We start from the raw sequence: 22,197 nt of genomic DNA, 5'->3' as shown, positions 1-22,197 counted from the left end.
TGAACAAGCGGCGGCGAACACGAGGGAGCCAGAGTGAGCAGCGATCGGGACGGCGTCTACGTCGGCGACAACGCGGCGGAGGACGACGACGACTGGTCGGACGCGCCTGACTACACTCCCCCGTCCTGGTACGTGCAGACGGAGGCTCCGGCCGCTCCGACGGCTTCGGGAACTCCGGCCGCTCCGGGGGCTCCGTCGGCGGCTCCGGCCGCTCCGGCGCCGGTGCCCGCGCAGGCTCCGGCCGTGGCGGACGCCCCGGTGGCCGCCGCGGCTCCGGTGCAGGACCACGCCCAGGCGCAGGACCACGCTCCGGTCCAGCCGCCGGCGCCGGCCCCGGACCAGGCTGCTGCGGCGACTGCCGCCCCGGTTCCGGCCCCCGCGCCCGCCGCACCGGTGCCGCCGGTGGCACCGGTCCAGGCCGAGGCGCAGCACGTCCCGTTCCCGGTGGCCGCCCCGGCCGCCTCCCCGACTCCGCCCCCCGCCGCCGAGCAGCCGCCGGCCGCCGCACCGGCGTGGCCCTCCCCGGAGGCCCTGGCGCAGCAGGGCGCGCCCCAGCCCTATCCGGCCCCGGCGCCCACCGCGGCCACGCCGCCGGCCCCGCCCGTCGCGGCGCAGCCCGCCCCGCCGCAGGCCTACCCGCAGCCGCCCGCCCAAGCCCTCCCGCCGCAGCACCCGCAGAGCCCGCAGGACCAGCACGCCGCCTGGGATCCGCAGGCCGCGTGGGCCGCCCAGCAGGCCGCCCAGGCCCAGCCGACCGCCCCTGCACAGCCGCAGCCGCAGCCCGCGCCGGCCCCGCAGGCCGGCCCGGTGGACCCGCGCCAGGGTGGCTGGCCGCAGCCCGCCGCCTACCAGCAGCCGGCCCAGCCCCTGCCCGGGCAGCCCCAGCCCGCCCCGGCCCAGCAGGCCCCGCAGGCCCCGCAGCCGGCCCCCGGGCAGCCGTGGCAGCAGCACCCGCAGGCCGCGCAGCCCGCCGCGTTCCAGCAGGCCGCCGCCCCGCAGCAGACCGCGCACGGCGCACCGCTCGGCTACACCGCCGCCGTCGAGCTGTCCTCGGACCGGCTGCTGCGCAGCCAGCCCAAGCAGCAGCGCCAGCAGCCGCGGTTCCAGTTCGGCGGCAAGGCCGCGGCCGCCGAGAAGTCCCGCCGGCTGGAGATCATCCGCACCCCGGTGCTGAGCTGCTACCGGATCGCCGTGATCAGCCTCAAGGGCGGGGTCGGCAAGACCACGACCACCACCGCGCTCGGCGCGACCCTGGCCAGCGAGCGCCAGGACAAGGTGATCGCGATCGATGCCAACCCGGACGCCGGCACCCTGGGCCGCCGGGTCAAGCGCCAGACCGGCGCGACCATCCGCGACCTGGTGACGGCCATCCCGCACCTGCGCAGCTACATGGACATCCGTCAGTTCACCTCGCAGGACCTGAACTCGGGCCTGGAGATCCTGGCGAACGACGTCGACCCGGCGGTCTCCACGACCTTCAACGACTCGGACTACCGCCAGGTCATCGACGTGCTGGGCCGCCAGTACCCGATCATCCTGACCGACTCCGGCACCGGCCTGCTGTACAGCGCGATGCGCGGGGTGCTGGACCTCGCCGACCAGCTGATCATCGTCTCCACCCCCAGCGTGGACGGTGCCTCCAGCGCCTCGACCACCCTGGACTGGCTCTCCGCGCACGGCTACGCGGACCTGGTGCAGCGCAGCATCACGGTGGTCTCCGGGGTGCGCGAGACCAGCAAGATGATCAAGGTCGAGGACATCGTCGCGCACTTCCAGACCCGCTGCCGCGGCGTGGTCGTGGTGCCCTTCGACGAGAGCCTGGCGGCCGGCGCCGAGGTCAACCTCGACATGATGCGGCCCAAGGTCCGCGAGGCGTACTTCGAGCTGGCCACCCTGGTCGGCGAGGACATCATCCGGGCCCAGCAGGCCGCCGCCCAGCAGGCCACCTGGCAGCAGCCGCAGCACGCCCCGCAGCCGCAGCCCTACCAGGGCCAGGCCGCGCACGCCCCGCAACCCGCTCCCGGCGCCCCCTGGGCGCCGCAGCCCGGCCAGACCCCGCCGCCCCCGCCCGGGTACGGCTACCCGCAGCCGCAGCCCTGGCCCCAGCAGGGCGCCCCCGCCCCGCAGCCCGGCCCCGGCTACGGCTACCCGGCCCTCCAGGGCCAGCCGCCGATGCCCGCCCCGCCCGCCGAGCCGGAGGGCTACCAGCCCCCGCCGCCGGGCTACGGCTACCCGCCGCAGCCGCCCCAGCAGTGACGCCAAGGCCGTGACACCAAGCCGGTGACACCACGGGAAGGGCCCGCCGACACCAGGTCGGCGGGCCCTTCCGTCATCGTCTCCGCAGGTCAGAGGCCGTCGGTGAGCTCACGGGCGCGCTTGACGTCGTCGGCCATCCGGTCCAGCAGCGCGTCGATGGAGTCGAACTTCTCCATCCCGCGCAGGTAGGCCAGGAAGTCCACCGCGACGTGCAGCCCGTACAGGTCCAGGCCGACCCGGTCGATGGCGTACGCCTCGACCGTGCGGGCAGTGCCGTCGAAGGTCGGGTTGGTGCCGACCGAGATCGCCGCGGGCATCCGCTCGCCGTCCGCGGTCAGCCAGCCCGCGTACACGCCGTCGGCCGGGATCGCGCTGTGCGGCACGGTCTCGACGTTGGCGGTCGGGAAGCCCAGCTCGCGGCCGCGCTGCGCGCCGCGCACCACCTCGCCCTCGACCCGGTGCGGGCGGCCCAGCACCTCGTTGGCGCCGGCCATGTCCCCGGACTCCACCAGCCGGCGGGTCAGGCTGGAGGAGAACGGCTCGCCGTCCCCGGCCGTACCGGAAACCTGCAGATCGATCACCTCGACCTCGAAGTCGTCCGCCCGGCCCAGCTCGGCGAGCAGCGCGACGTCCCCCGCGGCCCGGTGCCCGAAGCGGAAGTTGGGGCCCTCGATGACGACCCGAGCGTGCAGCGCCTCCACCAGGACCTGCCGGACGAAGAACTCCGGGGACTCCTTCGAGAACTCGGTGGTGAACGGCAGCACCAGCACCGCGTCCACGCCGAGCTCCGCGATCAGCTCGGCGCGCCGCGGGTGCGGCGCGAGCAGCGGCGGGTGGCTGCCCGGCCGGATGACCTCGCGGGGGTGCGGGTCGAAGGTCACCACGACCGCGGGGATGCCGAGTTCGCGGGCGCGCTCGACCGCCCGCCCGATGATCAGCTGATGCCCGCGGTGCACCCCGTCGAACGAGCCGATGGTGACGACGCTGCGTCCCCAGTCACCGGGGATCTCCTCCAGGCCACGCCAGCGCTGCACCCGACCGCTCCTTGTTCCGTACGGTGCGTACGTTCTGTACGCTCAAACGCTCAAAACCCGAACCCCTATAGCGTGCCATGCGCCTGCCCCGGCTCAGGCACCGGAATACGGGTTGAGCGCACCGGGGGCCGTACCGCCCGCCCGGGCGCGGTCCGTTCCGCCTCGGCGGCGGCGTACTGCGGATCCCGGCCGGCCGCCGTCAGGGCCCGCATCCGGGCCAGCCGGGGGCCGTCCGGGGCGGTCGGGGCGGCGTCGCGCGGCCACCGGGTGAGCAGCCGGGCGAAGGCCGCGGAACGCCCGGCACAGCGCACCAACACCTCGTCGGCGTCCGGCAGCCCCGGGACGGCCCGGGCCAGCACGGCCCGCGCCCGGGCCGGCTTCTCGGCCGCGCAGTGCTCGGCGAGCCGCTCCACCACGGCAGTCAGCACCGCCGGGTCGGTCTCGGCGGCGAGCAGGGTGTCCAGCAGCTCGCAGCGCAGCGCGTCCGCCGCGGGGTCGGCCACCGGGACGGACAGCACCTCGGCGAACGGCCGCCGCACCGCCGCCGTACGGACCGCCAGCGCGCCGCCGAGCAGCAACCGCAGCTCCAGCCGGTCGGCCGGGCCGACGGCCGTGGCGCGCGCCAGCCGGCGGCCGAGGTAGTCGACGGCGACCGGGCCGGCCAACCCCGGGTGCGCCCGCAGCAGCCGGGCGGCCAGCTCGGCGCCCCGCCGCACGGCCGCCGGGGCGGCCGCGTCGGCGAGCACCCGCAGCGTCTCGGCGGGCGCCGACCCCGCCGCCGCACCGGGCAGAGCCCCGGGCGCCTCGCCGGGCACCGCCAGCCGGTCGGCGAGCGCGGCCAGGACGGCCTCCGGGTCGCTCTCCAGCGCCGGAGCGAGCGCCGAGGGCGTGAGGAAGGCGTCACCGCCCACCCGCAACAGGGCGAGCGCCGCCGGAAGGTGCGCGGCCCGGGTCGCCGGATCGCGGACCAGCAGGGCCAGCGCCGCGCCGTGCAGGCCGGGCTCGTCCTCGCGGGCGAGCAGGGTCAGCGCGGCGAACCGCAGCAGCTCGGCCCCGGCTCCGGCCGCGTACGGGGCGGTGCGCAGCCCGTGCACGGCGGCCGCGACGTGCCGTTCGGGCCGCCGGTCGTGGCTCCAGCGGTCCACCGCCCGGCAGAGCGCGGAGGGCTCCTCGGCAGCGAGCACGGTGAGCAGCGCGTCCGCCCGCGGGTGCGCGGCGTCGGCCAGCGCGTCGGCCAACTCGTCCAGGGCGAGCCGCCGGTGGGCGTACAGCAGGTCGTGGGCGAGGTCGGCAGCGGTTCGTCCGGGAGGGCCGGGCAGACCGGGCAGGCCCGGCAGGCCGCGGGGCTCGTCGAACCAGGCGCAGAGCAGCGGGAACACCGCGACCGGGTCGGCCCGCAGCCGCTCGGCCACCGCACCGAGGTAGCCTCGCTCGGGCCCGTCGACGGCCACCAGGCGGCGCAGCAACGCGAGTTCGGCCTCGACGGGCAGGCCGAGGCCGGTCCAGAACGCCGGACCGAAGCGACCGAGCCCGGCGGCCGGGAGCGCCGCCACTCCACCCTCCGCGGCGGCCCGTTCGGCGATCCGGCCGGCCAACTGCTCCAGCAGTGCCCGGTGTTCGGCAGGGTCGGGGCTGGCGGCCAGACCGGCGGTGAGCAACCGGGCCGCCCACCAGGCGGGTTCGCTGCCCGGCGGGCGCAGGTCCACGGCGCGCCAGATCCGGTGCAGCCACGGGTCCAGCGCGGGCGCACCCCAGGTCTCGGCGACCCGGCGCAGCGCGGCGGCGACCGGGCCGATCCGGTGCCGGGGGACGGCGTAGCCGGTCCGCTCTCCCGCTGCCCGGCGGCTCTGGGACGCCGCCGGCCCTCCGGGCTCCTCCGGCCCCTCGGCCGGCACCGGGGGCGTGTCCTCGGCCTCCCCGAGCAGCAGCCGCAGCGCCGCGTCCAGATCCAGGTGCAGGCCCTGCAGCCAGTCGGCGAACTCCCCGTGCGCGAAGCGGAATCCGGGCCCGGCGGGCACGAACAGGCCCTCGGCGAGCACCGCCGTCGCCCAGCCGCCGTCGGGCGGGAACAGCTCCTCGAAGGCCGTCCGGTCCAGCCCACCCGGTTCGCTGCCGAGCATCCGCCGGGCCGCCTCGTGCACCCGCCCGGCCACCGCCGCCGCCAACCGGCGCACCCGCCCGTGGCGCGGCCCGCCGGGCCGGGTGGCACCCCGCCGGTGGGCGCCGCCGCGCCGGGGCCGCCCGTCCTCGGCCAGCCGCTGGGCCACCCGCAGGCAGCGCAGGTCCAGGAAGGCACCGAACAGCTCGCCCCGCCGCGCCGCACCGTCCCGCAACCCTTCGGCCCACAGCTCCCCGGCCAGCCGTACGGCCAGTGGATGCCGGGCGTCCTCGGCGGCCGGGCGGCCTGGCGGCAGCCCGTAGCGGCGGCGCACCCGCTCGGCCGCCTCGGCGGGCAGCGGCCCGAGCCGCTGCCCGGCCAGACTCGGCCCGCCGAGGGCGGCACCGTCCATCCGCACGGTGGGGGCGCTGCTCAGGTCGCCGTCCGGGTTCGGCTCCTGGGCGCGGTGCGCGCCCGGTGCCCCGCTCCCCCAGGTCTCGGCCGCCAGTCGCTCCCAGAGCTCCTCCCCGCAGGCGGTCAGCAGCCGCGCCCCGCAGCCGGTCAGCCACTGCCCGGCACCGCGCAGCCGGCGCGCGTCCAGCGGCACCGGGGCCTCCTCCGGACCGTCCAGGAGCACCAGCAGCGGCCGCCCGGCCGCCGCGCACAGGGCCGCCACCGCCTCGGGCGGGGGCGCCGGGGTGCCGAGTTCGGCCGCCGCGGCGGCCAGCGCCCGCTGCACCGCGTCGGCGAGCGAGCGGTCCTCGGCGTGCAGGTCGGCGCCGCGCAACCAGAGGGTGGGCAGCGGTTCCGCGGCGCCGGAGCGGCGGACGGCCAGCGCGGCCAGTTCGGTGGAGCGCCCGCTGCCGGCGGCGCCGACCAGCGCGGTGAGGGTCGCGGCCGGCTCGTCCCCGAGCAGGCCGTCCGGCCGGTCCACCCGGTCCGCGGCCAGCCCGGCGACCCGTCCCGGCCCGGCGCCGGCGGCGGCCAGCTGGGCTGCGGTCAGCCGCAGCACCCCGGCCAGGTTGAGCGCCGACCCGTACGCGGGCACGGCCGCGGCGTTGCGCGCCAGCAGCCCGGCCAGCGCCCCGGCGACCTCCGCCCCGCTGCCGGCCGCCACCGCGGGCAGCGCCCCGCCGTGCTGCGGGCCGCGGAGGGCGGGCGCGGCCAGCGCGATCACCGCCCCGCTGCGGGCGTCCAGCACCGGCGAGCCGGCCGGCACCGTGACCCCGCCGACCACCGGGACGTCCAGCAGCAGCACCCCGCCGAGCAGGTGCCCGCCGTACGCGGCGCCGGTGAGCCCGAGCAGCCCGCAGCGCAGCGTGACCGCCCGCCCGTCCTCGCCCTCCAGCCCGGGCAGCAGCACCTCGTGCCCGGCCCCGACGGCGGCCAGCGGAAGCGGCGGCACCGGCAGCCCGCCCACCGCGTCGGTGCGCAGCAGTGCGAGCCCCTGTTCGGGCAGCGGCAGTACGGCGTCCGGGCCGAGTACCCGGGTCTGCCCGCCGGGGGTGTGCAGGACGACCCGGTCCAGCCCGGCCACGCTCTCGTGCGCGGTCAGCACCCCGCCCTGCGGATCGGCGACGAACCCTAAGCCGTGCAGCCGCCCGTTGAGATCGCGGATCCGCAGCAGGTAGCGCCCCGGATCGCGCTCCAGAAACCCCGGCATGACTGGCCCCCTCGACCGTCGTTCGCTCACCGCCGGGAGCCTGCCCGCCGGGGCAGCGCCCCGACCGCGCCCGCGCCGCTCACCACGGGCGTTCACCTCGTGCGCTCCCCCGTGCGGGTGAGCGCCCCGGCCTGGTGCGGGTGTCCCCGGAAACGGCGAAACCCCCGCCGGACTCGACGGGGGTTCCGAGGCTCAGCCGACCGCGGCCGGGCTCAACCGATCTCGACCGGGCTCAGCCGACGAAGACCGCGACCGGCTTCGCCTGCCCGCCCGTCTCCTCGACCAGCGCGAGGAAGCGCCCGTCCGGCCCGAACACCGCGATCGGCCCGTCCACGCCCATCCCGGGCGCCTTGAGCCGGGCGCCGTGCGACAGCTTCTGCGCCGCCGCCTCGTCCAGGTCCCAGCGCGGGAAGGCGGCCGCCGCGGCCTCCCCGATCGGCAGCACCTGCAGCCCCTCGGCGGACTCGCCGGTCACGGCGGCCTCCAGCTGCTCCAGGGTGTGCGCCGACTCCACCGAGTACGGCCCGACCTTGGTGCGCCGCAGCGCGGTCAGGTGCCCGCCCACGCCCAGCCCGGCGCCCAGGTCCCGGGCCAGCGCCCGGATGTAGGTGCCGGAGGAGCACTCGACGGTGACGTCCAGGTCGATCACCGGCGTGCCGTCCTCGGCGACCGCCGCGCGCTGCTCGTGCACGGTGAAGGAGTGGATCGTGGTCGGCCGGGCGGCCAGCTCGAAGTCCTCGCCCTCGCGCACCCGGGCGTACGAGCGCTTGCCGTCGATCTTGATCGCGCTGACCTTGGACGGCACCTGCATGATCTCGCCGGTCAGCGCTGCGATCCCGGCGTCGATCGCCTCCCGGGTGACGCCGTCGGCCGGGGCCGAGGAGGTGACCTCCCCCTCCCGGTCGTCGGTGACGGTGGTCTGGCCGAGCCGGACGGTCGCCTCGTACGTCTTGGCGGTGAGCATCAGGTGGCCGAGCAGCCGGGTGGCCCGCTCGACGCCGATCACCAGTACGCCGGTGGCCATCGGGTCCAGCGTGCCGGCGTGACCGACCTTGCGGGTCCCGGCCAGCCACCGCAGTTTCGCGACGACCCCGTGCGAGGTGATGCCCTCGGGCTTGTCGACGATCACCAGGCCGTCCGGGCCGGTGCCTTTGCGCTTCATCGAGCTCTTTCTCTCAATAACGTCAGGAGACGGTCAACGCGGAATGATCAATTGTGGGGCCGCAGTGCGCCCCGGAACCGCTCGACCACCGCGGCCACATCCTCCCGGACGCTGAATCCGGCCGCGAACACGTGCCCCCCGCCGCCCAGTTCGGCACAGGCCGCGGCGACGTCCACCGCGCCCTTGGAGCGCGAGGAGCCGCGCAGCGTGCCGTCCGGGTCCTGCTTGAGCACCAGCGCCACCTCGGCCTCGGCCGGGCGGCGCAGGATGTCGATCAGCCCCTCGATCTCCTCGACCGTGACGCTGAACAGCGCCAGGTCCTGGTACGGCACCCAGGTCCACACCAGGCCCAGCCCGCCGGCCGCCTCGGGCTCGTAGACGGCCCGGTCGAGCGCGCCCGCGAGCACCTTGAGGTAGCCGAAGGAGGAGGTGTCCCACAGCTGCCGGGAGATCAGGTCGTGCCGGATGCCGGTGGCCAGCAGCCGGCCGGCCAGCTCGTGGGTGGCGGGCGTGGTCGCCCGGTACTTGAACGAGCCGGTGTCGGTGGCGACGCCGGTGTAGAGGCAGGTGGCCAGGGACTGGTCGAGCTCGACGCCGAGCCGGCGCAGCAGTTCGTCGACCAGGACGGCGGTGGCCGGCGCGGTCGGGTCGATCAGCTGGTGGGTGCCGAAGCCCGGGTTGGAGGCGTGGTGGTCGAACACCACCAGGACGGGCGCGGCGAAGGCCTTGTCGTGCAGCAGGCCGAGCCGGCTCTCCGCGGCCACGTCGAAGCAGAGCACCAGCTCGGGCACGTCCGGGACCTCGGCGGCCGGCACGATCAGCTCCTGGCCGGGCAGGAAGGCCAGCGACTCGGGCACGATCTGCGGGTCGTCGCCGAAGGAGACCCGCACCTGCTTGCCGAGCGCGCGCAGTGCCAGCGCGGCCGCCAGCGAGGAGCCCAGCGCGTCGCCGTCCGGGCAGATGTGGCAGATCAGGTCGATCGAGCGGGCCCGCCCGATCTCCGCCACCACCTGCTGCCAGAGCAGCTCGAAACCGCTCTCCTCGGCGCGTGGGCCCGGGAGCGCCGCGAGGGCACCCTCCACCGTGCTGGTGGAGGACGCCCCCGTGGTCGTTCCGGCTCGCGAGGCGGCCTGCGCCGGCTCACCCGCCATGACTACTCGTCCTCGTCGTCACGCTCGGACGCCGGAGCCCGGTACGGGTCCACGTCGCCGGCGTAGGTCGCCCCCGCGGCCTGCGTGCGCACCTCGGCGTCGGAGAGCCGGGCCCGGTCGAGCAGGTCGTCGATGTTCCGGGCGTTCTCCGGCAGCGCGTCCGCGACGAAGGTCAGCGACGGAGTGTGGCGCACCCCGGTCTGCTTGCCGACCTCGGAGCGGAGCACGCCCTTGGCGCTCTCCAGCGCGGCCGCGGTGGCCTGGCGCTCGGTCTCGTCACCGAAGACGGTGTAGAAGACGGTGGCCTCGCGCAGGTCGCCGGTCACCCGGGTGTCGGTGATGGTCACGAACCCCAGTCGCGGGTCCTTGATCCGCCGCTCCAGGGTCTGGGCGACGACCACCTGGATGCGGTCGGCGAGCTTGCGCGCCCTTGCGGTGTCGGTCACGTTGCCTCCTCGTGCAGTGGGCCCGGTACCCGGGCGAGTTGTGCACCCGTCGGGGCCCACGCCCCAAAGTACCGGCCCGCGCCCGGCCTTGCGGGCGCTCTGGGTCCTGATCCGTGTGAGAACGGCGACTTCCGCCGGTCCGCTCCACGGCTCTCATTCGTCGTCGTCGTTGTGGTACCTCCTCCTCGCGGAGAGGAGCTGCACCTCGGGGCGGCCGGCGACCAACCGCTCACAGCTGTCCAGGATCTCGGTGACGTACCCGGCTTCGCCGGACACCACCGCGAGGCCGATCTCGGCCCGGCGGTGCAGATCCTGGTTCCCGGTCTCGGCAGCGCACACGCTGTACTTGCGCTGCAGTTCGGCCACGATGGGCCGCACGATCGAACGCTTCTCCTTGAGCGAGTGGACGTCGCCCAGCAGCAGGTCGAAGGTGAGTGTTCCCACGAACATGTCATGACAGGTCTCGCCGACCTGAAGGCCTCGGGGAGCGGCCCCGAACAGGACCGCTCCCCGGACCCTACACAGCGAGACCGGGGCCGGTCGACGGAAATTCCACCCGTCGACCGGCCCCGGCTGACACCGACTAGGCGCGCGGCTTCTCGCGCATCTCGTAGGTCTCGATGATGTCCTCGACCTTGATGTCGTTGAACGACCCCAGGGTGACACCGGCCTCGAAGCCCTCGCGGACCTCGGTCGCGTCGTCCTTGAAGCGGCGCAGACCCTCGATGGTGAGGCTCTCCGCCACGACCTTGCCGTCGCGCAGCAGGCGGGCCTTGGCGTTGCGGCGGATGATGCCGTCGCGGACCAGGACACCGGCGATGTTGCCGAACTTGGAGGAGCGGAAGACCTCGCGGATCTCCGCGGCGCCGAGGCGCACCTCCTCGTACTCCGGCTTGAGCATGCCCTTGAGGGCGTTCTCGATCTCCTCGATCGCCTGGTAGATGACCGAGTAGTACCGGACGTCCACGCCTTCCTTGTCGGCCGCCGCACGCGCACGGCCTTCGGCGCGCACGTTGAAGCCGATGATGATGGCGTCCGAGCCCATCGCCAGGTCCACGTCGGACTCGGTGATGGCACCCACACCGCGGTGCAGGACCCGGAGCTCGACCTCCTCGCCCACGTCCAGCTTGACGAGGGCGTCCTCCAGGGCCTCGACCGAACCGGAGACGTCACCCTTGATGATGAGGTTGAGCTGCTCGATGGAGCCGGCGGCGATGGCCTTGTCCAGGTCCTCCAGGGACACCCGGACCCGACGCTGCGCGAAGGCGGCGTTGCGGTCGCGGGCCGAGCGCTTCTCGGCGATCTGGCGCGCGGTGCGGTCCTCGTCGACGACGATGAAGCTGTCGCCGGCGCGGGGCACCGAGGTCAGACCGAGCAGCAGCACCGGGCGGGACGGGCCGGCCTCGGCGAGGCTGTTGCCGTTCTCGTCCAGCATCGCGCGGACGCGGCCGTAGGCGTCGCCCACGACGATCGAGTCACCGACGCGGAGGGTACCGCGCTGGACCAGGACGGTCGCCATGGCGCCGCGGCCCTTGTCCAGGTGGGCTTCGATCGCAATACCCTGCGCGTCCTGCTCCGGGTTGGCCCGCAGGTCCAGCGAGGCGTCCGCGGTCAGGACCACGGCCTCCAGCAGCTGGTCGATGTTCAGGCCCTGGCGCGCGGAGATGTCGACGAACATGGTGTCGCCGCCGTACTCCTCGGCCACCAGACCGAACTCGGTCAGCTGACCGCGGACCTTGGTCGGGTCGGCGCCCTCGACGTCGATCTTGTTGACGGCGACCACGATCGGCACACCGGCGGCCTTGGCGTGGTTGAGCGCCTCGACCGTCTGCGGCATGACACCGTCGTTGGCCGCGACCACCAGGATCGCGATGTCGGTGGACTTGGCACCACGGGCACGCATGGCGGAGAACGCCTCGTGACCCGGGGTGTCGAGGAAGGTGATCGGGCGCTCTTCGCCGTTCACCATCGTCGCCACCTGGTAGGCACCGATGTGCTGGGTGATGCCACCGGCCTCGCCGGCCACCACGTTCGACTTGCGGATGGCGTCCAGCAGGCGGGTCTTACCGTGGTCGACGTGACCCATGACGGTGACGACCGGCGGGCGCGGGGCCAGCTGGTCCTCGTCGCCCTCGTTGGCACCGAAGTCGATGTCGAACGACTCCAGCAGCTCGCGGTCCTCGTCGTCCCGGCTGACGATCTCCAGGACGAAGCCCATCTCGTCCGCCAGCAGCTGCAGCGTGGCGTCGGAGACCGACTGGGTCGCGGTGACCATCTCACCGAGGTTGAACATGACGGAGACGAGCGCGGCCGGGTTGGCGTTGATCTTCTCCGCGAAGTCCATCAGCGAGGCGCCACTCGACAGGCGAACGGTCTGGCCGTTGCCGCGAGGCAGCATCACACCGCCGACGGACGGGGCCTGCATGGCCTCGTACTCCTGGCGCTTCGCCCGCTTCGACTTGCGGCCGCGCGCCGGGCGACCGCCCGGGCCACGACCGAAGGCGCCCTGCGTGCCACCACGGGCACCCGGGCCGCCGGGACGGCCGCCGAAGCCGCCGGGACGCGGACCGAAGCCGCCGCCGCCACCCGGGGCACCGCCACCGGGACGCGGACCGCCGAAGCCACCGCCACCGGCCGGACGCGAGCCCGGACCGGCCGGACGGCCCTGGAAGCCCGGACGGGCGCCACCGGCACCCGGACCACCCGGACGGCCACCGGGGCCACCCGGACCACGGCCACCCGGACCCGGACGCGGGCCGGCCGGACGCTGCGGCATCATGCCCGGGTTCGGGCGCGGCATGCCGGACGGGGTCGGGCCACCGGGACGCGGCGCAGCCGGACGCGGCATGCCGTCGGGACGCGGGGCACCACCCGGACGGGGGGCACCGGCACCCGGAGCACCCGGACGCGGAGCGCCACCGGGACGCGGCGCACCGGCACCCGGAGCACCCGCACGCGGGGCACCACCGGGACGCGGCGCACCGGCACCGGGGGCACCGGCGGGACGCGGACGGTCGCCACCCGGACGGGGACGGTCGCCACCCGGGGCGCCCGCACCGGCCGGACGCGCACCCGGCGCGCCGCCCTGACGGCGGTCGCCGGGGCGGCCCATGCCGGTGGCGCTGCCCGAGGTGAACGGGTTGTTGCCCGGACGCGGGCCGGCCGGGCGCGGGCCCGGACGGGCGCCGCCGGCGGCCTGGCCACTCGGGCGCGGGGCCTGGGTGGACGGACGCGGGGCGTCACCGGCCGGAGCCGGCGAGGAGAACTCGGCCGCGGGCGCGGCCGGGGCCGCCGGAGCGGCGGGACGCGCCGCCGGGCGCGGGCCCGGAGCCGGCGCGCCGGCCGGCTTCGGCGCGGCGGGGGCGGCCGGGGCGGCGGGAGCCGCGGCGGCCGCCGGGGTCGGACGGGGACCAGGGGTCGCGCTGGGGCGCGGACCCGGGGTCGGGGCACCCGGCTTCGGGGCACCCGAGCCGGAGGGGGAGGGCGCCGCGGTCTTCCGCGGGCCCGGCTTGGCAGCGGAACCACCACCGGTGGGGGACACACCAAGCGCGTCAGTCAACTTGCGCACGACCGGCGCCTCGATCGTCGAGGACGCCGAACGGACGAACTCGCCGAGCTCGGTCAGCTTGGCCATGACGGCCTTGCTCTCCAAGCCAAGCTCCTTGGCGAGTTCGTAAACCCGGACCTTAGCCACTTCACTCCTGTCTATGAGTCCGGGGGTCTCGTCCGCCGGACTGTCGCTACTTCATGGGCGTACCCATCGCGTACTCATCGCGTACTCATCGAGTGCTCATCGCAATCTCGACCTACTTCCACATCGCGAGGTACCTGACTGGTGCACGGCGCGCGGCTGCCCGAGCGCTGTGCTTGTTGCGGTGGTTCTCCGCCGCGTGGAGCGGCGGCCGTCGCGGGAGGCGGCCCGACTACGAGGCCCCGCCTGCCCGCTCCCCGATGAACTCGCGGAGCCGCTCCGTGTCGAGCGTGCCCTGGAGCCGGAAGGCCCGGGGAAACGCCCGACGGCGGACCGCGAGGTCGAGGCAGGCCGGATCGGGGTGCAGGTGAGCGCCCCGGCCCGGCAGTGCGCCACGGGGATCGGGGACGCACTCGCCCTCGACCGCCGTGACACGCAACAGCTGGTGCTTGGCCGCGCGCTTGCGGCAGCCCACGCAGGTGCGTTCCGGGCGTGCTCGGACGTGCGTCCGGCCAGACGAAGGCAAGTCTACCCCTCCGAAGCGACATGGCGCCGCCCCACGGATCCCGGGGGACCCGTCGGGACGGCTACGACAACACCGATCACCGGTCGGCCGCCACCCATTTTTCTTACTGGGGGCGGTCAGCGTCCTCCGGCTGACCCTCGGTGTCGGGCCGGATGTCGATCCGCCACCCGGTCAGCCGGGCGGCCAGGCGGGCGTTCTGCCCCTCCTTGCCGATCGCCAGCGAGAGCTGGTAGTCCGGCACGATCACCCGGGCGGAGCGCTGGGCGGCATCCACGATCTCGACGCTGGTCACCCGCGCGGGGGACAGCGCGGCGGCGACCATCTCGCGGGGGTCCTCCGACCAGTCCACGATGTCGATCTTCTCGCCGTGCAGCTCGCCCATCACCGCGCGCACCCGGGCGCCCATCGGGCCGATGCAGGCACCCTTGGCGTTCAGCCCGGCACGGCGCGACCACACCGCGATCTTGGTGCGGTGGCCGGCCTCACGGGCGATGGCGGCGATCTCCACGCTGCCGTCCGCGATCTCCGGGACCTCCAGCGCGAAGAGCTTCTTCACCAGGCTGGGGTGCGTGCGCGACAGCGTCACCGAGGCCCCGCGGACACCGCGGCGCACCGCCACCACGTAGCACTTCAGCCGGGTGCCGTGCCGGTAGTCCTCGCCCGGGACCTGCTCCTGCGGCGGCAGGATGGCCTCCAGCTTGCCGATGTCGACCAGCACGTTCTTCGGGTCGTTGCCCTGCTGGACGACACCGGTGACGATGTCGCCCTCCTTGCCCGCGTACTCGCCGAAGGTCTGGTCGTCGGCGGCGTCGCGCAGGCGCTGCATCATCACCTGGATGCCGATGCTGGACGCGATCCGGCCGAAGCCGTTCGGGGTGTCGTCGAACTCCTTCGGCTCGACACCCTCCTCCAGCTCCGTCGGGTCCTCCATCGCCCACACGGTGACGTGGCCGCTCTTGCGGTCCAGGTGCACCCGGGCGCGACGGCGCGAGCCCTCGGTGCGGTGGTACGCGGTGAGGAGGGCGGACTCGATGGACTCGACCAGCAGGTCGAAGGGGATGTTCTTCTCGTTGACCAGCGTGCGCAGGGCACTCATGTCGATGTCCACGGCTACGCCTCCTCGTCTTTCGTCACGTTCGTCATGGTCGTACGGCAACCGAGGTCACTCGGTGCCGTCGTCCCCCTCGTCGAAGTCCGCGGCCTCGTCCAGGAGCTCGTCGTCCTTGCGGTTGAACTCGACCTGGACGCGCGCCCGGGCCACCTCCGCGTACGCCAGACGGCGCTCCTTCGGGCGGCCACGCCCCTTCACCGGCTGCACCTCGACCAGTGCGCCGTCCTCGTCGGCCTCCAGCACCCGGGCGACGATCTCCCCGCCGTCCGCCAGGTGGATCTTGGCCAGCCGACCCTCCGCGCGCTGCCAGTGCCTCGGCTGGACCAGCGGACGCTCCGCACCCGGCGAGCCGACCTCTAGCAGGTAGGGCTCGTCCCCCATCAGGTCCGACCCGTCCAGGGCCTCACCGACCACCCGGCTGAACTCGGCGATGGCGTCCATGTCCACGCCGCCGTCGGTGTCGACGTCGATCTGCACCTGCCGGCGGCTGCCCGCCTTGGTGACCCGGACGTCTTCGAGGTCCAGTCCGGCCTGCGCGGCCAGCGGCTCCAGCAACTCGCGCAGCCGGTCGGTGTGGGTGGTGCTCATCCGGGTGGACTCCTCGGCCGCGTCTGCTGTTGTCAGAAGGTCGCCGCGCGCCCTCGGCGCCACACCGGGTCACGGCAGCTCGGCCCAAAGCCTATCCGGTGAAGACCCCAACCACCGATTCCGGACCACCCCCGGCCGCTCGCACACCACCCACTGCGAGCAAGCTCACACCTGCCGTACGTGAGGATTCTGTAATCATTCACGCCAACGAGGGCAGGCGGGGAGGCCGTCCTCCCGTACACGCCCCGGAGTGACCCCGATGCAGCCGCCCAGCCGACGGACCTTCCTGGCCCTCGGACTGTTCACCCTGACCGCCTGCACCACCGGCCACCCCGGCGCCACCCCGGGCACCACCGGCCCCCGCCCCGACCCGGACGACCCCGTCCGCCTCCGCGCGATCGCCGCCACCGACACCCTGCTCGCCGGCTACGACACCCTGCCGCCGGCCCCCGCCGCCCTCCGCGCCGAGACCGCCCGCCACCGCGCGGCCCTCGCCGAAGGCCTGCCCCCCACCGCGACCCCGGCACCCCCGCGTCGCCCGCCCCCACCAGTCTGGCCGCCCTGGAACGGCAGACCGCCGCCTCCCACCTCGCCGACCTCGACACCGCGAGCCCACCCCTCGCCCGCCTGCTCGCCTCGATCGCCGCCGCCCACGCCCTCCACGCCACCACCCTCGGCGACCCCACCCCACCGACCACCACCCAACCCACCGGCAGCACCACCACCCCCACCCCCACAGCCGTCACCGCCCTCCAGAACGCCCTCACCGCAGAACACGCCACCATCTACGGCTACGGCATCGTCGGCGCCCGCCTCCCCGACGACCAACAACGCACCGACGCCCGCACCGCCCACGCTGCCCACCAGGCCCAACGCGACGCCTGGCAACGCCTCCTCACCTCCCTCGGCGCCACCCCCACCCCCGCCGCCGGCGGCTACCAACTGCCCTTCCCCGTCACCACCCCCACCGACGCCACCAGACTCGCCGCCCACCTGGAATCCCGCCTCACCACCGTCTACGCCGACCTGGTCGCCGCCGTCACCACCCCCACCGCCTCCCCGCCGCCACCGCCCTCCGCGACTGCACCCTCCGCGCCCACCACTGGGGCGCCCCCGACACCCCCTTCCCCGGAATCCCCGACCCCGCCCCCTGACCCCAACGGGCGCGCAGACCAAAGACCGCGCGCCCGCAACACCCCCGCCCCCGACAATGGACCCATGTCGGCCCCCACACCCCCCCTCCCCGTCCCCACCTGGCTGACGGAAACCGTCACCGCCACCCACGGCGAGGGCGGCCGCCAATGGCTGTCCACCCTCCCCGCCAGAGCCGCCGCCCACCTCGCCGCCTGGGACCTCACCCTGGAACGCGTCCTCGACCCCGGCGGCAGCCTCAGCCTGATCGCGTACGTCCACCGCGACGACCTGTCCCCCGCCGTCCTCAAGGCCGGCCTGCTCACCCCCGAGACCACCCACGAGCACGCCGCCCTCACCCACTGGGCCGGCCGCGGCGCCGTCCTCCTCCTCGCCGCCGACCCGGCCGAGGGAGTCCTGCTCCTGGAGCGTCTGCACGGCGAGATCCCGCTCCGTTCCCTCGCCGAGTCCAAGGCCATGCTGGAGGCGACCAGCCTGCTGCACCGCCTCTGGGTGGAGCTCCCCGAGGACCACCCCTTCCCCACCCTCGCCCAGCAGCTCGCCACCACCGAAGCCCGCCTCCAGGAGCACGGTGCCCACCCTGCCGCCACCGAAGCCGGTCCCCTGATCGCCGAAGCCCTGGACACCGCCCGCGCCCTCGTCGGCTCCGCCGGCTCCGCCGCCGAGAACTTCCTCCTCCACGGCGACTTCCACCACGGCAACGTCCTCGCTGCCGACCGCGCCCCCTGGCTGGCCATCGACCCTCGCCCCGTCGCCGGCGAGCGCGCCTACGACCTGGCCCGCCTCGCCCTGGACCGCGCCGACACCCTGCTCGGCTCCCCCGGCGTCCCCGCCGCCCTCCGCCGGCGGCTCCACCAGCTCTCCGACGCCCTCGACGTCGACCGGGACCGCCTACGCGGCTGGACCCTCTTCCGAGCCGTCGACCTGGCCCTCCGCGCCCTCACCGCAGGCCGCCACCAAGACGCCGAACTCCACCTCGAACTCGCCGGCTCCCTCTGAAAACCCCCGCCGCCTGACCCCCTAGGCGCCCTGAGCCCCCCGCAAGGGCAACCGAGCCCCCATCACCGCATACAGCCGATCCGTCGCCGGAAACCGCACCGCCCGCGCCAGGTCCTGGTACCCCAACCCCCGGTACAACCGCCGCGCCGGCGTCTCCGCGTCGATCGCCGAGAGGATGCTCCGGTCCAGCCCCGACCGCTCGCACAGCGTCCGGATGATCCGCGAACCGACCCCCTGCCCCTGGAACTCCGGCAACACGTGCAGCTCGGTGATGGCGAACACCCCGTCCAGCCAGTCCTCGTGCCCCCGCGCGGTCAGGTACGGCTCGATCACCGTGCTCCACCAGTGCTCCCGCTGGTTGGGCATCCCGTACCCGAACCCGACCAGCCGCTCCCCGCTCATCGCCCCGAGCGCGATCACCCCCGGCTGCCGGGCGTGCCGCCCCACGATGTGCAGCCGTACCGCGACCTCCTCGGGCGTGAGCCCGAACGCCACCGCCTGGACCTCCAGCGCCTGCGGCGCCCAGGCCGCAAGGTCGATGGCCCCGATCGTCACCCCGGTCAGCTGATCCATGCTCCGGACGTTACTACCAGCGGCCGTTCACCGCGGCCGAAGATCGGAACAGCCCCCGAACCGGCTCCCGCACCGCCCCCCGAACCGACCCCTCAGAACAGAACGCTCATGAACGCCCCGACCTCCCGGAACCCCACCCGCCGATACGCCGCCCTGGCCCGCAGGTTGTAGTCGTTGACGTAGAGCGACACCACCGGCGCCACCTCCCGCAGCGCGATGTCCAGGACCGCCGCCATCCCCGTCTCGGACAGCCCCTGCCCCCGGTGCTCCGGCGCCACCCAGACGCCCTGGATCTGACAGGCGCCCTCCGTCACGGCCCCGATCTCCGCCTTGAAGACGACCTGCCCGTCCTCCCCGAACCGAGCGAACGAACGCCCGGTGGTGACGAGTTCGGCCACCCGCGCCTGGTAGAGGAGCCCTCCGTCCCCGGCCAGCGGCGACACCCCGACCTCCTCGGTGAACATCGCCACGCAGGCCGGCATCAGCGCCTCGACCTCGTTGCGTCGCACCCTCCGCACCAGCGGATCCGGCGCGATCTCCGCCGACGGCACCGCGGTGGCCAACAGCGGCTGGTGTGCCCGGACTTCGCGCGGCGGCCCCCAACTCCGCTCCAGCAGCGCCCAGAACGCGGCGGTGGACCCGGCCGGCCCGACGATCGAGGAGCAGCGCCGCCCCTGGCGGCGGGCCCGCTCGGCGAACGCCGCGACCGCCTCCGGCCCGGCGTCGACCAGGACGAGGTTCGCCCCGGCGTAGCAGAGGGCGTCCAGCGCGCCGTTCCCGTCGTACCAGCCCCAGATCTCCCCGCCGAGCCGCCACGGGTCCAGCCCGACGGCCTCGACCCTGGTGGCGACGAAGGCGTTGGCGACCGGGTCGCGGTGGAGGATCTCCAGGGCGTCCGCGAGGTCGGGCGGCTCCAGCACGCGGGTGGTGGCCAGGGCCCGGGCGGCCTGGAAGGAGCTCGGGAGCATCACACCTCGATCGAGCATCGAGACAGCACCTCACTGAGACGACTCTGGCCGCACCCTACTCCGTGGCCCCACCCGGCTACGGCCGCGGGGCCGTCCGCGAACGGACGGCCCCGCTTCCGGAAATCTTCACGCGGGCTTCCCCGCGCCGGCTACGCGGGCTTCACTCCCCCGCGACGACGGTCGGCGCCCCCGCCTCGACGCCCGCCGCCTGCATCTGCTCGGCGAGCTTGAGCGCCTCCTCGATCAGGGTCTCGACGATCTTCGACTCGGGGACGGTCTTGATGACCTCGCCCTTGACGAAGATCTGGCCCTTGCCGTTGCCGGAGGCGACCCCCAGGTCGGCCTCTCGGGCCTCGCCCGGGCCGTTCACGACGCAGCCCATGACGGCCACCCGCAGTGGCACCTCCATGCCCTCCAGCCCGGCGGTGACCTCCTCGGCGAGCTTGTAGACGTCGACCTGGGCGCGGCCGCAGGACGGGCAGGAGACGATCTCCAGGCCGCGCTCGCGCAGCCCGAGCGATTCGAGGATCTGGTTGCCGACCTTGATCTCCTCGGCCGGCGGGGCGGAGAGCGAGACCCGGATGGTGTCGCCGATGCCCTCGGCCAGCAGCGCGCCGAAGGCGACCGCCGACTTGATGGTGCCCTGGAAGGCCGGCCCGGCCTCGGTCACGCCGAGGTGCAGCGGGTAGTCGCAGGCGGCGGCGAGCTGGCGGTAGGCGTTGATCATCACGACCGGGTCGTTGTGCTTGACCGAGATCTTGATGTCGCGGAAGTCGTGCTCCTCGAACAGCGAGCACTCCCACAGCGCGGACTCGACCAGCGCCTCCGGGGTGGCCCGGCCGTACTTCTCCAGCAGGCGCTTGTCGAGCGAGCCGGCGTTGACGCCGATCCGGATCGGCACGCCCGCGTCCTTGGCGGCCTTGGCGATCTCGCCGACCTTGTCGTCGAAGGCCTTGATGTTGCCCGGGTTCACCCGCACGGCCGCGCAGCCAGCGTCGATCGCGGCGAAGACGTACTTCGGCTGGAAGTGGATGTCCGCGATGACCGGGATCTTCGACTTCTTGGCGATGATCGGCAGCGCGTCGGCGTCGTCCTGCGACGGGCAGGCGACCCGGACGATCTGGCAGCCGGACGCGGTGAGCTCCGCGATCTGCTGCAGGGTGGCGTTGATGTCCGCAGTCACCGTGGTGGTCATCGACTGCACCGAGACGGGCGCGTCACCGCCGACCGGCACGTTGCCGACCATGATCTGCCGGGAGTAACGACGCTTGGCGAGCGGCTTGAGCGGCAGGGACGGAATACCGAGCGAGATCGCGGTCATGTGCGCAGGGTTCCCCGGGGTTGAGGTGTGGTCGACCGCCCGGCCGCTGGGACGGCCGAGGCCGGGCGCGCTGACGATCGCGCACCCGGCCTCCACGGTACGGCACGGCAACGGCCCCCAGCACACCCGCCGTACCCGACCTGCTAGCTGATCTTCACCGGGTTCACCAGGTCCGCGACCATCACCAGCAGCGTGAAGCCGATGAAGATGCCGGCCACGACGTACGCCACCGGCATCAGCTTGGCGACGTCGAACGGGCCCGGGTCGGGCCTGCGGAACAGCTGTGCGAAACGGCGCCGGACGGACTCCCAGACCGCGCCGGCGACGTGGCCGCCGTCCAGCGGGAGCAGCGGCAGCATGTTGAAGAGGAAGAGCGAGAGGTTGATGCCGGCCAGCAGGTTCACGAAGAACGCGACCCGCTGGGTGCCGGGGATGTCGAGCGAGAAGACCTCGCCGCTCACCCGGGCGGCCCCGACCATGCCGATCGGCGAGTCCGGGTCGCGCGGGGCGTCGCCGACGATCGCGTTCCACAGCCCGGGGATCTTGCCGGGCAGGGCGGCCAGCGACTTCACCCCGCTCTCGGCCATGTCGTACATCCGGTCGACCGACTGCCCGAAGCCCAGCTGGACCACACCACTCGCAGGAGTGAATCCGAGGAACCCGGCCTGGACGGTCTGGCCCTTGATCGGGACGTTGTTGCCGTCGTACTTCTGGACGTCGTTGACGGCGATGGTCGGGTTGAGGGTGAGCTGCTGCCCCTCCCGTTCGACCACGACCGGCACGGTCCGGCCGGCCGAGCGGCGGATGTCCGTCTGGAGCTGGTCGTAGGTGCGGATCCGGTCGCCGTCGAAGGAGACGATCCGGTCCCCGGCCTTCAGCCCGGCCTGGGCGGCCGGGGTCTGGGGGGCGCCCTCCGGGCAGCTGTCGGTGGGCTGGCCCGCCTTGACGACGCACTGGGCGACGGTGCTGACCGTCGGCACGTTCATCGAGACGCCGAAGCCCATCATGACGGTCAGGAACAGCCCGAACGCCAGGATCAGGTTCATGAACGGCCCGGCGAACATGACGATGACGCGCTTCCACGGCTTGCGGGTGTAGAAGAGCCGCTGCTCGTCACCCTCCTGGAGCTCCTCGTAGGAGGCCTCGCGGGCGTCCTCGATCATGGAGCGCCAGGGCGAGCTGCTGCGCTTGGTGATCCGCCCGTCGTCGCCCGGCGGGAACATCCCGATCATCCGGATGTACCCACCGAACGGGATCGCCTTGATGCCGTACTCGGTCTCGCCCTTCCGGCGCGACCAAAGCGTCGGACCGAAGCCGACCATGTACTGCGGCACCCGGATGCCGAACAGCTTGGCCGTGGAGAGGTGGCCGAGCTCGTGCCAGGCGATCGAGATGAGCAGCCCGATGACGAAGACCAGGATGCCTACCACCGTCAAAACCGTTGCCACCGCTGGTCCT

At 74.4% G+C, this 22,197-nt stretch carries 16 protein-coding genes and 1 pseudogene; 3 read left to right on the top strand and 14 right to left on the bottom strand.

Annotated features, from left to right (window positions below; all coding sequences use genetic code 11):
- Nucleotides 1–33: 33 nt before the first annotated feature.
- Nucleotides 34–2,256: a MinD/ParA family ATP-binding protein gene (locus CRP52_RS21400; RefSeq protein ID WP_097237858.1), complete on the top strand. Its 2,223-nt coding sequence runs from the start codon at nt 34–36 to the stop codon at nt 2,254–2,256.
- Nucleotides 2,257–2,345: 89 nt separating this feature from the next.
- Here the strand turns inward: CRP52_RS21400 and CRP52_RS21395 are convergent, their stop codons facing one another.
- The 10 genes from CRP52_RS21395 to rimP all read right to left on the bottom strand — a co-directional run bounded on the left by CRP52_RS21395 (nt 2,346) and on the right by rimP (nt 15,726).
- Nucleotides 2,346–3,290, bottom strand: a complete 945-nt coding sequence (locus CRP52_RS21395; RefSeq protein ID WP_097237857.1) for a bifunctional riboflavin kinase/FAD synthetase — start codon at nt 3,288–3,290, stop codon at nt 2,346–2,348.
- A gap of 65 nt (nt 3,291–3,355) precedes the next feature.
- Nucleotides 3,356–7,051 (bottom strand): hypothetical protein, encoded by a 3,696-nt coding sequence (locus CRP52_RS21390; protein ID WP_097237856.1) that lies wholly within the window; start codon nt 7,049–7,051, stop codon nt 3,356–3,358.
- 232 nt (nt 7,052–7,283) lie between these two features.
- On the bottom strand, nt 7,284–8,213 hold the full coding sequence (truB, locus tag CRP52_RS21385; protein ID WP_097237855.1) for a tRNA pseudouridine(55) synthase TruB: 930 nt from the start codon (nt 8,211–8,213) through the stop codon (nt 7,284–7,286).
- A 47-nt stretch (nt 8,214–8,260) separates the two neighbouring features.
- A complete protein-coding gene (locus CRP52_RS21380; protein ID WP_097237854.1) occupies nt 8,261–9,364 on the bottom strand; it encodes a DHH family phosphoesterase in 1,104 nt (367 codons plus the stop codon).
- A gap of 2 nt (nt 9,365–9,366) precedes the next feature.
- Nucleotides 9,367–9,810, bottom strand: a complete 444-nt coding sequence (rbfA, locus tag CRP52_RS21375; RefSeq protein WP_097237853.1) for a 30S ribosome-binding factor RbfA — start codon at nt 9,808–9,810, stop codon at nt 9,367–9,369.
- 153 nt (nt 9,811–9,963) lie between these two features.
- A complete protein-coding gene (locus CRP52_RS21370; RefSeq protein ID WP_030397729.1) occupies nt 9,964–10,260 on the bottom strand; it encodes a DUF503 domain-containing protein in 297 nt (98 codons plus the stop codon).
- 133 nt (nt 10,261–10,393) lie between these two features.
- Complete coding sequence (infB, locus tag CRP52_RS21365; protein ID WP_097237852.1) at nt 10,394–13,504, bottom strand: translation initiation factor IF-2; 3,111 nt, start codon at nt 13,502–13,504, stop codon at nt 10,394–10,396.
- Between the two features lie 229 nt (nt 13,505–13,733).
- Nucleotides 13,734–13,976 (bottom strand): YlxR family protein, encoded by a 243-nt coding sequence (locus CRP52_RS21360; RefSeq protein ID WP_030062501.1) that lies wholly within the window; start codon nt 13,974–13,976, stop codon nt 13,734–13,736.
- Between the two features lie 154 nt (nt 13,977–14,130).
- Nucleotides 14,131–15,135 (bottom strand): transcription termination factor NusA, encoded by a 1,005-nt coding sequence (gene nusA, locus CRP52_RS21355; protein WP_097237851.1) that lies wholly within the window; start codon nt 15,133–15,135, stop codon nt 14,131–14,133.
- 54 nt (nt 15,136–15,189) lie between these two features.
- The gene (gene rimP, locus CRP52_RS21350) at nt 15,190–15,726 is read right to left on the bottom strand and encodes a ribosome maturation factor RimP (RefSeq protein WP_097237850.1); all 537 of its coding nucleotides are present in this window, start codon (nt 15,724–15,726) and stop codon (nt 15,190–15,192) included.
- A 315-nt stretch (nt 15,727–16,041) separates the two neighbouring features.
- Between rimP and CRP52_RS40845 the strand changes: the two are divergent.
- Nucleotides 16,042–16,758: pseudogene (locus CRP52_RS40845) on the top strand (ferritin-like domain-containing protein); the annotation flags it as partial.
- Nucleotides 16,759–16,944: 186 nt separating this feature from the next.
- Nucleotides 16,945–17,877: an aminoglycoside phosphotransferase family protein gene (locus tag CRP52_RS21340; protein WP_097237849.1), complete on the top strand. Its 933-nt coding sequence runs from the start codon at nt 16,945–16,947 to the stop codon at nt 17,875–17,877.
- Nucleotides 17,878–17,898: 21 nt separating this feature from the next.
- On the opposite strand, the gene CRP52_RS21335 is transcribed toward CRP52_RS21340, so the two are convergent.
- The 4 genes from CRP52_RS21335 to CRP52_RS21320 all read right to left on the bottom strand — a co-directional run bounded on the left by CRP52_RS21335 (nt 17,899) and on the right by CRP52_RS21320 (nt 22,187).
- Nucleotides 17,899–18,450, bottom strand: coding sequence for a GNAT family N-acetyltransferase (locus tag CRP52_RS21335; RefSeq protein WP_097237848.1), 552 nt, complete (start codon nt 18,448–18,450; stop codon nt 17,899–17,901).
- A 92-nt stretch (nt 18,451–18,542) separates the two neighbouring features.
- The gene (locus CRP52_RS21330; protein ID WP_097237847.1) at nt 18,543–19,418 is read right to left on the bottom strand and encodes a GNAT family N-acetyltransferase; all 876 of its coding nucleotides are present in this window, start codon (nt 19,416–19,418) and stop codon (nt 18,543–18,545) included.
- 160 nt (nt 19,419–19,578) lie between these two features.
- Nucleotides 19,579–20,739, bottom strand: a complete 1,161-nt coding sequence (gene ispG, locus CRP52_RS21325; protein WP_030060613.1) for a flavodoxin-dependent (E)-4-hydroxy-3-methylbut-2-enyl-diphosphate synthase — start codon at nt 20,737–20,739, stop codon at nt 19,579–19,581.
- A 143-nt stretch (nt 20,740–20,882) separates the two neighbouring features.
- Nucleotides 20,883–22,187 carry a M50 family metallopeptidase gene (locus CRP52_RS21320; protein WP_097237846.1) on the bottom strand — a complete coding sequence of 435 codons (1,305 nt, stop codon included), beginning with the start codon at nt 22,185–22,187 and terminating at the stop codon, nt 20,883–20,885.
- Between the last annotated feature and the right edge of the window lie 10 nt (nt 22,188–22,197).

Origin of the sequence: Streptomyces sp. 1331.2 (assembly GCF_900199205.1) — a bacterium.
In the GTDB taxonomy this organism is placed as follows: Bacteria; Actinomycetota; Actinomycetes; order Streptomycetales; family Streptomycetaceae; genus Kitasatospora.
This window is presented reverse-complemented; position numbering and strand designations above follow the sequence as displayed.